Below are 13226 nucleotides of genomic sequence, written 5' to 3' on the forward strand. Positions count from 1 at the left end.
CCTACAAAATCATTAATTGTTGATGGCCGTTTAGGCTCTAGCCCTGAAAGCTCTAAAACCGTTGCAGCGATTAAGTTATTTCAAAGCAAAGTACTTAATATGCTACGTCCAGATGGCAAAATTGACGCTAATGGTCGAACTCATCGAAAGATAAATGAAAAGTTAATAGCCGTATCAAGCAAGTTTAACTATAAGTTACCGATAGCATCTATTGATATTCCAACATTATCAGAGTCTGATTATCTAGATATTGCGAATCAACTTGGCTGTAAAGTCGCTGCAGTCAAAGCTGTTGCGGACGTTGAGTCTTCTGGTGATGCATTTTTTTCAAACGGAAAGCCAAAAATTTTATATGAAGCCCATATTTTTTCTCATTTGACAAATCACAAGTATGATCAGAGTAACCCATCTGTATCCAGCAGAACTTGGAATCGAAGCTTATATAACGGTGGCTCCCAGGAGTATGCAAGGCTTGAAATTGCCATGACGTTAGATTCTTCAGAGGCTTTGAAGTCGACTTCATGGGGGCGCTTTCAAATTATGGGCTTTAATTATAGTGAGTCAGGTTTTACTAGCGTAGAAGCATTTGTTAAAGCAATGTTCAGCTCAGAAAGAAAACAGCTTGATGCTTTCGTTAGCTTTGTAAAGAATAAAGGGCTAGAAAAGTACCTAATAACGCTAGACTGGGCTTCATTTGCTAAAGGTTATAACGGGTCGCAGTACGAACAGAATAAGTATGATGTTAAATTACAGAAGGCATTTGAAAAATATGACAAAAAGTAAACTCTCTAACGCTTTGTGGGTTTTACCCTTATTTTTAGTTGCATCGTGTAGTGCCTCTCAGCATGATGAGGCAGAGATTATATTTAAATGCCACGCTGAGCAGCCCAAATCGATTGATGTTGTTATTAGTAAAATGGATAACACGTTTAAATTAGAGCAATTTAACATTGCAAGTTCAAAGCTTGCTAATGCAGAGCTAATTAGTGATGTGAGTAAATCGAGCTTCCACCGCTCTTTAGTCACTGAGCACAGTATGACTTTTACACACGGCGATAGTGAAGTCATCGTGAGTGACTACTACAGCGAAGAACTTAATATGATTACTAAAGAAACATCAGTAACAATACAAAAAATTGGTAAAAAAGAATATTGGCTTTGTGATGATTCAGGTTTTAGTAAGTTAGGCTCTGTTGAAGATTTCTAGTAAATTAAAAATGTTCATTATCTTGCTAAAATCAAAGTGATTAAAGTGGAATAAATGTACCAAGATGATGAATTAGAAAAGCAGGTCTATTTTGCTGAACAGGCTCATTCATACCTTCGCCTATGCTTTCTTTTACAGTTTATATTTCTCAAAAAAGAGTTTCTTCAGAAGAGACTTTGACATGGGGAAAACATTTTTGTTTGCTTTGTCATTGTTATATCTTTCACCAACGCAGCAGGTCCGAGGTGGAATAATTCAATTGATATAGATGATCACAACTTAACAATTAATGTTGCAGTTCAACAGTGCCAAAAAACTTAATTAATGCTCCTAAAAGCTGGAGCTATTGTGTAAAAAAAGCCGTTAATATGGGTCCTTGGAGAGGTTTAGTACCTCTTAGCTTGCACACAGGTGATCCGGATTGTAATAGAGTCATCAGCAAAGACTAATTTGAGTTTAATTACCACCAACTCAAACTGATTACGGTAATACGACTTTAATCTGTTAACACTTGTAATATATAGCTTCTAACAGATTATAAATCTTGAGAAGGCAGAAGGTGTTTAGTGTTGATTTATACAATGCGTTCAATAGTTGCTGATGTTTAAATCTAGGTAACAAAAAAGCGCCTTTCGGCGCTTTTTTCTGTTTGGTTAATCAGATGATTAACGCTTATCAACGCTCACAAAATCACGCGCAGACTCACCAGTGTATAACTGGCGAGGACGGCTGATTTTATGGCCTGGTTGATCTAACATTTCTTTCCAATGTGAAATCCAACCAACAGTACGAGACAATGCAAATAGCACTGTGAACATATCGTTAGGGATACCAATGGCTTTCATGATGATACCAGAGTAGAAATCAACGTTCGGGTATAGCTTCTTAGAGATGAAGTACTCATCTTCAAGAGCGATACGCTCAAGTTCCATTGCCACGTCTAATAATGGATCAACCACTTTCAGTTCTTTAAGCACTTCATGACAGGTTTCACGCATCACTTTAGCGCGAGGGTCGAAGTTCTTATAAACACGATGGCCAAAGCCCATTAGACGGAATGGGTCGTTTTTGTCTTTCGCTTTCTCGATAAACTCAGGAATACGATCAACGCTGCCGATTTCTTCTAACATTTCTAAGCAAGCTTCGTTAGCACCACCATGAGCTGGGCCCCACAACGAAGCAATACCCGCTGCAATACATGCAAATGGATTAGCGCCTGAAGAACCGGCTAAACGAACAGTAGATGTAGATGCATTTTGCTCGTGATCAGCATGTAATACAAAAATACGGTCCATCGCTTTTTCAACAACTGGGTTGACTTTGTACTCTTCACAAGGAGTAGCAAACATCATCGACAAGAAGTTACCTGCGTAACTTAAATCGTTACGTGGGTAGACAAAAGGTTGCCCCATTGAGTACTTGTAGCACATCGCTGCGATTGTCGGCATTTTCGACACTAAGCGGTAAGCTGCAATTTCACGATGCTTTGGATTGTTAACATCAAGAGAATCTTGATAGAAAGCAGATAATGCACCCGTTACACCACATAGCATTGCCATTGGGTGTGCGTCACGGCGGAAACCTCTGAAAAAGAATGCAATTTGCTCGTGAACCATAGTGTGTTCTTTCACTGTGGAAACAAATTGTTCGTAATCAGCTTTAGACGGTAATTCACCATACAATAGCAAGTAGCATAAATCTAAGTATGTCGATTCAGTAGCAAGTTGGTCAATTGGATAACCACGATGCAACAAGATACCTTGCTCACCGTCGATATAAGTAATTGCTGACTCACAAGATGCAGTAGCTAAAAAGCCTGGATCGAAGGTGAAATACCCTTTTTTTCCAAGTGTACTGATGTCGATAACGTCAAAACCTTCAGTACCTTTCTTAATAGGTAGGTCGATTGAATCGTTTCCTGGTAACTCTAATTTGGCTATATTATCAGCCATACCCCGTTCTCCTTACTTCATTCTTCTATATGAGTGCGGCATGTTAAGCGGTCATTACTTTACAGTGGATCGGGATCACAGATCAATTTAAATAAGCGTTTAAATTCGTTAGACCAAGGTATATGTCTGCTGTAAACCGCTCTAGGCTTGAATTAAATTAAAAAAACAGTAAAAAAACTTATTTTGCATAATGTGATGTTTGTATTTGACAATTCCCGCGAGTATACTTGCCTGCGTCCCTAAGGGAGACTAACGTCACAGTTTAGAAACGATTAATTTACGCACTAAATAGTGGTTTCTCAACTGATTAGATGTTTTAGAGTGATCTGTTATTTGTTTTAAAACGTAAGCTAAGTGTTAGCGTTAGTGGTTAAACAAATAACAGATATATAACAAAAATAATGCTCGACGGAGCTGAGTGAGCAGAACGTGAAAAAGCAAAGACCTGTCCATCTAGACCTGCAGACGATTCGCTTTCCTGCAACAGCGATCGCGTCAATCCTACACCGTGTTTCCGGTGTTATCATGCTATTTGCTATTGGTATTCTTCTATGGTTGTTAAATTCGACTTTAACATCAGCAGAAGGGTTCGCTAGCGTACAATCCTTGTTCGATGGTTTCGTGATGAAGTTCATCCTTTGGGGCATTCTAACCGCGTTAGGTTATCACTTGTTAGGTGGCATTCGTCATTTGATTATGGATACTGGTCGCTGGGAAGAGTTAGCTTCGGGTACAGCATCGGCTAAAGCTACGTTTGCTTTAGCAGCGGTTCTATCAATCATAGCGGGGATTTGGGTATGGTAACAAATGCAGCAAGTTTTGGACGTAGTGGTGTTCATGACTATATTCTATTACGCGCAAGTGCAGTGATCCTCGCTTGTTATACTATTTTCTTAGTAGGTTTTATCGCGTGTAGTGCCCCGTTAACTTTCGAAATTTGGAGTGGCTTATTCAGTTCACTTCCAATGAAAGTCTTTACTCTTATAACGTTGGTTGCTTTGCTTATCCATGCTTGGATTGGTGTATGGCAAGTGTTGACTGATTATGTCAAAAATACAGCGTTGCGTGGTGTACTACAGTTTACTTTTGTTGTTATCGCATTGAGTTATTTAGCTTCAGGCATAGTAATAGTGTGGGGTGTTTAAGTGAGTATTCCAGTACGCGAATTTGATGCAATTGTGATCGGCGCCGGTGGCGCAGGTATGCGAGCAGCATTACAGATTTCTAAAGAAGGTAAGAGCTGCGCGCTGTTATCTAAAGTATTCCCTACTCGTTCACATACCGTTTCTGCTCAAGGTGGTATCACCGTAGCATTAGGTAATGCACACGAAGATCATTGGGAACAACACATGTATGACACGGTCAAAGGTTCCGATTTTATCGGTGACCAAGAAGCCATCGAATTTATGTGTAAAACAGGTCCTGAAGCCATCATCGAACTTGAGCAAATGGGTTTACCTTTCTCTCGTTTTGAAAACGGCACCATTTACCAACGTCCGTTTGGTGGTCAGTCTAGAAACTTTGGTGGCGAGCAAGCCGCTCGAACTGCCGCTGCTGCTGACAGAACAGGCCATGCACTGCTTCATTGTTTATATCAACAAAACGTTAAACATAAAACTGACGTTTATTCTGAGTGGTATGCCTTAGATTTGGTTAAAAATGAAGATGATGTTGTTGTCGGTTGTACTGCGATTGAAATCGAAACCGGTGATATTGTTTATTTCAAAGCCAAAGCCACTATTTTAGCCACCGGCGGTGCAGGGCGTATTTACGCGTCTACCACCAATGCTCATATCAATACCGGTGACGGCGTTGGTATTGCAGCTCGCGCTGGTGTTCAGTTACAAGATATGGAAATGTGGCAGTTCCACCCTACGGGTATTGCTGGTGCAGGCACATTGGTGACTGAGGGTTGTCGTGGTGAAGGTGGATATCTTTTAAATAAAGATGGCGAACGTTTCATGGAACGCTATGCTCCTAATGCGAAAGATTTGGCATCTCGTGACGTGGTAGCACGTTCAATGATGACTGAAATTCGTGAAGGTCGTGGTTTAGACGGTCCATTAGGTCCGCATTTGTTGCTTAAACTTGATCATTTAGGTAAAGAAACCCTTGAAGCACGTCTTCCTGGTGTATGTGAATTATCCCGTACTTTTGCTCACATTGATCCAGCTGATGGTCCAATTCCTGTGATCCCGACTTGTCATTACATGATGGGCGGTTTACCGACTAAAGTGAGTGGACAAGTTATTCGCCAGAATAACGATGGCACCGAGCAAGATGTATTAGGTTTGTTTGCTGTGGGTGAGATTGCCTGCGTATCAGTACATGGTGCAAACCGTTTAGGTGGTAACTCACTACTTGATTTAGTGGTGTTTGGACGTGCTGCCGGTCAGCATTTAGGTAAAGCGTTAGACGAAACGCCTGAGCCTAAAGCGGCGACAGACGAAGAAATAAGTGCATCACTTACACGTCTTAATCGTTGGGAAAGCAACAAAGACGGTGAAGATCCTTCGGTTATCCGTAAAGACCTTCAATTGTGCATGCAGTTAAATTTCTCTGTTTTCCGCAGTGGCGAAGCCATGGCAGAAGGTTTAGAACAACTTCAAGCAATTCAAAAGCGTCTTGAAAATGCCAAGTTATCTGATAGTTCAACAGAATTTAACACTCAACGTATTGAGTGCTTAGAATTAGACAACTTGATGGCCACCGCGCTGGCAACGGCTTATGCAGCTAACTTCCGTACTGAAAGCCGTGGTGCGCATTCTCGTGAAGATTATTTAGATCGTGATGATGACAATTGGTTATGTCATAGCATATTTGACCCAGTCACTACCGCTATGAGTAAACGTGATGTCAACATGACACCTAAATTGCGCGATGCGTTTCCACCAGTAAAACGTACCTATTAGGCAGGAGTTGCAAAAGATGAAATTAACATTTGCATTGTATCGTTATAATCCTGATGTAGATACCAAGCCTTATATGAAGGATTACACCCTAGAAGTGCCAGATGGCTCTGATATGATGGTGTTAGATGCGTTAATTAAACTGAAAGAACAAGACCCAACGCTTGCGTTCCGTCGTTCATGCCGTGAAGGTGTGTGTGGTTCTGACGGTGTTAACATGAATGGTAAAAATGGATTGGCGTGTATTACACCAATTTCAACCTTTAAAGGGAAGAAAATTGAAGTCCGTCCATTACCAGGCATGCCAGTAGTTCGAGATTTAGTCGTCGACTTGACTCAGTTCTACAAGCAATATGAAAAAATTAAGCCTTTCCTGATTAATGATGAAAAGGCACCTGTTCGCGAACATTTACAATCACCTGAAGAGCGCGCTCATTTAGATGGTTTATACGAATGTATCTTGTGCGCATGTTGTTCAACTGCTTGTCCATCATTCTGGTGGAATCCGGATAAATTTATCGGACCAAGTGGCTTATTACATGCTTATCGTTTCTTAATTGACAGCCGCGACACGGCAACTGAAGAGCGTTTATCTGATCTAGATGATGCGTACAGTGTGTTCCGTTGTCATGGCATCATGAACTGTGTTGATGTTTGTCCTAAAGGATTAAACCCAACGAAAGCGATTGGTCATATTAAGTCGATGCTGCTAAAGCGGGCAGTTTAATGCACCAAGAAGAGCAAAATAGTCTGACTTATTAGCTCTATTAAGAGTCATCTCCAATAACGGGGATGGCTCTTTTGTGTGTTTATGCAATACCTCCTGAAATTAGGTTTTTTAAGATAGTTTCAGTCTACGTGTGATGTAACTTATGTTACTCACTGTTATGTTTATGGCTAGCACGTGTATCAAGTTTGAAAGGAATAACAATGCACCAAGGCATCATGAAAGCTTGGCTCGAGTCGTCGTATTTAAGTGGTTCGAACTCGACCTACGTAGAAGAGATGTATGAAGCCTATCAAGAAGATCCGCAATCAGTTACTGCTGATTGGCAGCTTGTTTTTGATAATCTCCCTCCCGTTAACGGTGCTTCAGTAGACGTACCCGAAACAGCCCACTCTAAAGTCCGTGACTATTTCCGTAGCTTAGCCCTAGAAGGTCGTTTTAAAAACGCAAACAGCGTAACCGATCCAGAGCTAGACGCGAAGCAAGTTAAAGTCCTGCAATTGATCAATGCCCATCGTTTCCGTGGCCATCAAAATGCCAATTTAGATCCATTAGGATTGTGGAAGCGTGAGGTTGTTCAGGAGTTAGATCCTGCTTATCACGGCTTAACTGTAGAAGACATGCAGCGTCAGTTTAATACTGGTTCATTCGCCCTCGGCGGTGAAACCATGAAGCTTGCTGACATTATTCATGCATTAAAGAGCACCTACTGTGGCTCTATTGGTGCTGAATACATGCATATTACTGATACCGATGAAAAACGTTGGATCCAACAACGTCTTGAACCGACATTAGGTAAAGCCCAATACGGTAACGATGTTAAAAAGCGTATTCTTGAAGGGTTGAATGCTGCAGAAGGTATCGAAAAATACCTTGGTGCTAAATTCCCTGGAGCTAAACGTTTCTCCCTAGAAGGTGGTGATTCGCTCGTTCCTATGATGCGTGAAATCATTTACCGTGCCGGTGAAGCGGGTACCAAAGAAATCGTTGTTGGCATGGCTCACCGTGGTCGTTTAAACCTGCTTATTAACGTGTTAGGTAAACGTCCTGCTGAATTGTTTGACGAATTTGCTGGTAAACACGCTGATACCCATGGTTCAGGTGATGTTAAATATCATCAGGGTTTCTCATCAGATTTTGAAACGCCAGGTGGTAATGTCCATTTAGCGTTAGCCTTTAACCCATCTCACTTAGAGATCGTTAATCCAGTGGTTATTGGTTCAGTTCGCGCTCGTCAAGATCGTCGTGGTTGTAAAGATGGCCTGCAAGTGATGCCAATTACTATTCATGGTGACTCTGCTATAACGGGTCAAGGAATTGTGCAAGAGACGTTTAACATGTCTCAAACACGTGGTTTTACCATTGGTGGTAGCATTCGGATTGTGGTCAATAACCAAGTTGGTTTTACCACATCTAACCATGCCGACACTCGTTCAACCGAATATTGTACTGATATCGCTAAGATGGTTCAGGCGCCAATTTTCCATGTCAACTCTGACGATCCAGAAGCGGTGGCGTTTATTTCGCAACTTGCAGTTGATTATCGTAATGAGTTTAAACGCGATGTGGTTATTGATTTAGTGTGTTATCGCCGTCATGGCCATAACGAAGCTGATGAGCCTAGTGCTACACAACCGCTAATGTACGCTAAAATCAAAAAACATCCAACGCCACGTAAAATCTATGCAGATAAGTTAATCGCTGAAAATAGTATTCCAGCCGATGAAGTGACTGGTTTGATTAATCATTATCGTGATGCATTAGATGCCGGTGATTGTGTTGTTAAAGAGTGGCGTCCAATGACGCTGCATACGGTTGATTGGACGCCTTATCTTAATCGCGAATGGGATGAAGATTATACCGGTGCGATGTCGATGGACCGTCTACAAAACTTAGCCAATAAGTTAGTCGATATTCCTGATAATCATCCGCTGCAATCTCGCGTTGCCAAAATTTATGGCGACAGAACTGCGATGGCAAAAGGCGAGAAGTTACTTGATTGGGGGTTCGCAGAAACGCTAGCTTATGCTTCTATCCTTGAAGACAACAAGCGTGTGCGGATTACCGGTCAAGACTCTGGTCGTGGCACATTCTTCCATCGTCATGCGGTATTGCATAGCCAAAAAGACGGCACTACCTATTTACCTTTGCGTAATGTGGCAGATGAGCAAGGGCCAATTGATATTATTGACTCGGTATTGTCTGAAGCTTCAGTGTTGGCATTTGAATACGGTTACGCCACAGCTGAACCAGGTGGTTTAACCATTTGGGAAGCGCAGTTTGGCGATTTCGTTAACTGTGCCCAAGTGGTAATTGATCAATTCTTATCATCTGGAGAGCAAAAATGGGGCCGTTTATGTGGTCTCACTATGCTGCTACCTCATGGTTACGAAGGTCAAGGCCCTGAGCATTCAAGTGCCCGTTTAGAGCGCTTCTTGCAACTATGTGCTAACCACAATATGCAAGTGTGTGTGCCATCAACTCCGGCGCAAGTTTATCACATGCTGCGTCGTCAAGTTGTTCGTCCGATGCGTCGTCCATTAGTGGTAATGTCGCCTAAATCTTTATTGCGTCATCCATTAGCTGTGTCTAGCTTAGAAGAGCTTGCTGAAGGTACTTTCCAAAATATCATCGGTGAGGTTGATACCTTAGACGCAAGTAAAGTTGACCGTGTTGTATTCTGTAGTGGCAAGGTGTATTTCGAGTTACTTGAAAAACGTCGCAAAGAGAATGTCACTAACGTTGCCATCGTGCGTGTTGAGCAGTTGTATCCGTTCCCTGATGTGGAACTTCGTGCAGCATTAGAAACTTATCAACATGTTACTGATTTTGTTTGGTGTCAGGAAGAACCGCAAAACCAAGGTGCATGGTACTGTAGTCAGCATCATTTCTGGGCTAATATTCCTGCAGGTGGTCAATTAACTTATGCCGGTCGTGAAGCGTCTGCTGCACCAGCATGTGGTTATCCTGGCTTGCACGTACAGCAGCAAGAATCATTAGTTAATAGCGCATTAAAACTGTCGTAATAGATAATTTATATAAGGGAAGCTTTCCATGAGTATCGAAATTAAGGTACCCGTATTACCAGAATCTGTTGCTGATGCAACTATTGCTACTTGGCATGTTAAACCTGGTGAGCAGGTGACTCGTGATCAAAACTTAGTTGATATCGAGACTGATAAAGTTGTTTTAGAAGTGGTTGCACCTGAAGACGGTTCAATCTCTGAATTGTTATTCCAAGAAGGTGACACCGTTTTAGGCGAGCAAGTGATTGCTAATTTTGTCGCTGGTGCAGTTTCTGGCCAAGAAGTGACTAAAGCTGAAGCGTCAGCGCCTTCTGCTGCGGCATCTACCGAAGCGGCTACTGATGAATCTAACGATGCATTGAGTCCTTCAGTACGTCGTGTGATTGCAGAGCACAATCTTGATGCCAGCAAAATTAAAGGTTCTGGTGTTGGCGGACGTGTGACTAAGGATGATGTTGATGCATTTCTTAAGTCTGCACCAGCTAAAACCGCGCCAGCTGCACCTGTTGCACCACTTGAAGGTCGTAGTGAGAAGCGTGTTCCAATGTCACGTCTTCGTAAAACCATTGCTAAACGTCTTTTAGAAGCGAAAAATTCAACGGCAATGTTGACCACGTTTAACGAAGTCAACATGAAGCCAATCATGGATATTCGTAAACAGTATCAAGACATTTTTGAAAAACGCCATGGTATTCGTTTAGGCTTTATGTCTTTCTATATCAAAGCAGTAACAGAAGCGTTAAAGCGTTTTCCAGAAGTGAATGCGTCTATTGACGGTGATGATATTGTGTATCACAACTATTTTGATATCAGCATTGCAGTATCGACACCTCGTGGTCTGGTAACACCAGTATTACGTGATACCGATACCATGAGTCTTGCTGAAATTGAAAAAGCAGTTCGTGAATTGGCTATCAAAGGCCGTGACGGAAAGCTATCTGTTGCAGATATGACTGGCGGTAACTTCACAGTCACCAACGGTGGTGTGTTTGGTTCGTTAATGTCGACTCCAATTTTGAACCTGCCACAAAGCGCAATCTTAGGCATGCATGCTATTAAAGATCGCCCAATGGCAGTAAATGGTCAGGTTGAAATCCTGCCTATGATGTACCTAGCACTCTCTTACGATCATCGTATTGTTGATGGTCGTGAGTCAGTTGGCTTCTTAGTTGCGATTAAAGACTTCTTAGAAGATCCAACTCGTCTGCTGCTTGATCTATAAGTCAGTAGATAAACCCTCGTCGCTGGCTCATATTGAGCCAGTTGGATTTGATTAGAAGTATATGGATAGATCATCATGAATTTGCATGAGTATCAGGCAAAATCTTTATTTGCCGAATATGGTTTACCAGTCTCTGAAGGCTTTGCATGTGATACTGCTCAAGAAGCAGTTGAAGCAGCTGGCCACATTGGCGGAAATTTATGGGTTGTTAAGTGTCAAGTACACGCAGGCGGCCGTGGTAAAGCAGGTGGCGTTAAAGTTACCGGTAGTAAAGACGAAATCAGAGCATTCGCTGAAAACTGGTTAGGCAAGAACTTAGTAACGTACCAGACTGATGCTAAAGGTCAGCCAGTTGCTAAAATTCTAGTTGAAAGCTGTACTGATATCGCCAACGAATTGTACTTAGGTGCAGTTGTTGACCGTAGCACTCGTCGCGTTGTGTTCATGGCGTCGACTGAAGGTGGTGTTGAAATTGAAAAAGTGGCTGAAGAAACGCCAGAACTTATTCATACAGCAATCATCGATCCGTTAACGGGTCCGCAAGCTTTCCAAGCTCGCGATCTTGGCTTCAAGTTAGGTTTAAACCCAACACAAATGAAGCAGTTCACTAAGATCTTTATGGGTCTTGCGAACATGTTTAACGACCATGATTTTGCATTATTAGAAATCAATCCACTTGTTATCACTACTGAAGGCAACCTTCACTGTTTAGATGGCAAAATTGGTATTGATGGCAACGCATTATATCGCCAGCCAAAAATCAAAGCGATGCATGACCCATCACAAGATGATGCTCGTGAAGCACATGCTGCTAAATTTGAATTAAACTATGTTGCTTTAGACGGTAACGTAGGTTGTATGGTGAACGGTGCAGGCCTAGCAATGGGTACAATGGACATCGTAAACCTACACGGCGGCAAACCAGCTAACTTCTTAGACGTTGGCGGTGGAGCAACTAAAGAACGTGTTGCTGAAGCCTTTAAAATCATTCTTTCTGACAGCAATGTTAAAGCGGTATTGGTTAACATCTTCGGTGGTATCGTACGTTGCGATATGATCGCTGAAGGTATTATCGGTGCAGTTAAAGAAGTTGGCGTTAAAGTGCCAGTAGTTGTTCGTCTTGAAGGTACTAACGCCGAATTAGGTCGTGAAGTATTGGCTAAGTCTGGTCTTGATATCATCGCGGCAACAAGTCTAACTGACGCGGCTGAGCAAGTTGTTAAAGCTGCGGAGGGCAAATAATGTCTGTTTTAATTAACAAAGATACCAAGGTGATCTGTCAAGGTTTCACTGGTGGTCAGGGTACTTTTCACTCTGAGCAGGCGATTGCTTATGGCACGCAAATGGTTGGCGGTGTTTCTCCTGGAAAAGGTGGTCAAGTTCACCTTGGTCTTCCAGTATTTAACACAGTTAAAGATGCAGTAGCACAAACTGGTGCAACAGCATCTGTTATCTACGTTCCTGCACCATTTTGTAAAGATGCAATTCTTGAAGCAATCGATGCTGGCATTCAGCTAATCGTTTGTATCACTGAAGGTATTCCTACACTTGATATGCTGCAAGTGAAAGTGAAGCTTGAAGAAACTGGCGTTCGCATGATCGGTCCTAACTGCCCAGGCGTAATCACTCCTGGTGAATGTAAGATTGGTATTATGCCTGGTCACATTCACAAGCCAGGTAAAGTTGGTATTGTTTCTCGCTCTGGTACATTAACGTACGAAGCGGTTAAGCAAACGACTGACGAAGGTTTCGGCCAATCTACTTGTGTAGGTATCGGTGGTGACCCAATTCCTGGTACTAACTTCATCGACGTATTGGAAATGTTCCAAAACGATCCACAGACTGAAGCGATTGTAATGATCGGTGAAATCGGTGGTAACGCTGAAGAAGAAGCGGCTGAATATATCAAAGCACATGTAACTAAGCCTGTTGTGTCTTACATTGCTGGTGTTACTGCACCAGAAGGTAAGCGTATGGGTCATGCTGGCGCAATTATCGCTGGTGGTAAAGGTACTGCTGCTGATAAATTTGCTGCTCTAGAAGCTGCTGGTGTTACGACTGTTCGCTCTTTAGCTGACATCGGTAAAGCATTACGTATTCGTACTGGCTGGTAATATTTACTCGGCTTAAAAAGGCGCTTAGGCGCCTTTTTTATTGCTTTTTTCTCAGTACGGTTGAGATTG

The 13226-nt window shown here is 42.2% G+C and carries 11 protein-coding genes; 10 read left to right on the forward strand and 1 reads right to left on the reverse strand.

The window, feature by feature from the left end:
• A partial coding sequence (locus tag H5114_RS08780) for an N-acetylmuramidase family protein (protein ID WP_182722735.1) occupies window positions 1-783 on the forward strand: 783 nt, incomplete at its 5' end.
• A complete protein-coding gene (locus H5114_RS08785; protein WP_182722736.1) occupies window positions 770-1207 on the forward strand; it encodes a hypothetical protein in 438 nt (145 codons plus the stop codon). The genes H5114_RS08780 and H5114_RS08785, both read left to right, overlap by 14 nt.
• Window positions 1208-1872: 665 nt before the next feature.
• Here the strand turns inward: H5114_RS08785 and H5114_RS08790 are convergent.
• Window positions 1873-3159, reverse strand: a complete 1287-nt coding sequence (locus H5114_RS08790) for a citrate synthase (protein WP_124015805.1) — start codon at window positions 3157-3159, stop codon at window positions 1873-1875.
• A 429-nt stretch (window positions 3160-3588) separates the two neighbouring features.
• Between H5114_RS08790 and sdhC the strand changes: the two genes are divergently transcribed.
• The 8 genes from sdhC to sucD all read left to right on the forward strand — a co-directional run bounded on the left by sdhC (window position 3589) and on the right by sucD (window position 13157).
• On the forward strand, window positions 3589-3963 hold the full coding sequence (gene sdhC / locus H5114_RS08795; RefSeq protein WP_124015806.1) for a succinate dehydrogenase cytochrome b556 subunit: 375 nt from the start codon (window positions 3589-3591) through the stop codon (window positions 3961-3963).
• Window positions 3957-4304: a succinate dehydrogenase, hydrophobic membrane anchor protein gene (sdhD, locus tag H5114_RS08800; protein WP_124015807.1), complete on the forward strand. Its 348-nt coding sequence runs from the start codon at window positions 3957-3959 to the stop codon at window positions 4302-4304. Before sdhC ends, sdhD begins: the two co-directional genes overlap by 7 nt.
• On the forward strand, window positions 4305-6071 hold the full coding sequence (sdhA, locus tag H5114_RS08805) for a succinate dehydrogenase flavoprotein subunit (RefSeq protein WP_182722737.1): 1767 nt from the start codon (window positions 4305-4307) through the stop codon (window positions 6069-6071). It begins immediately after the preceding gene.
• A 16-nt stretch (window positions 6072-6087) separates the two neighbouring features.
• Complete coding sequence (locus tag H5114_RS08810; protein WP_124015809.1) at window positions 6088-6795, forward strand: succinate dehydrogenase iron-sulfur subunit; 708 nt, start codon at window positions 6088-6090, stop codon at window positions 6793-6795.
• 203 nt (window positions 6796-6998) lie between these two features.
• The gene (sucA, locus tag H5114_RS08815; RefSeq protein WP_182722738.1) at window positions 6999-9821 is read left to right on the forward strand and encodes a 2-oxoglutarate dehydrogenase E1 component; all 2823 of its coding nucleotides are present in this window, start codon (window positions 6999-7001) and stop codon (window positions 9819-9821) included.
• Window positions 9822-9849: 28 nt separating this feature from the next.
• Window positions 9850-11043, forward strand: a complete 1194-nt coding sequence (odhB, locus tag H5114_RS08820; protein ID WP_124015811.1) for a 2-oxoglutarate dehydrogenase complex dihydrolipoyllysine-residue succinyltransferase — start codon at window positions 9850-9852, stop codon at window positions 11041-11043.
• A gap of 75 nt (window positions 11044-11118) precedes the next feature.
• Complete coding sequence (gene sucC, locus H5114_RS08825) at window positions 11119-12285, forward strand: ADP-forming succinate--CoA ligase subunit beta (protein WP_124015812.1); 1167 nt, start codon at window positions 11119-11121, stop codon at window positions 12283-12285.
• Window positions 12285-13157 carry a succinate--CoA ligase subunit alpha gene (gene sucD, locus H5114_RS08830; protein ID WP_124015813.1) on the forward strand — a complete coding sequence of 291 codons (873 nt, stop codon included), beginning with the start codon at window positions 12285-12287 and terminating at the stop codon, window positions 13155-13157. The genes sucC and sucD overlap by 1 nt, the downstream gene beginning before the upstream one ends.
• Window positions 13158-13226 lie beyond the last annotated feature (69 nt).

The sequence above is a fragment of the Shewanella sp. SR43-8 genome (assembly GCF_014163775.1).
GTDB classification, from domain to species: domain Bacteria; phylum Pseudomonadota; class Gammaproteobacteria; order Enterobacterales; family Shewanellaceae; genus Shewanella; species Shewanella vesiculosa.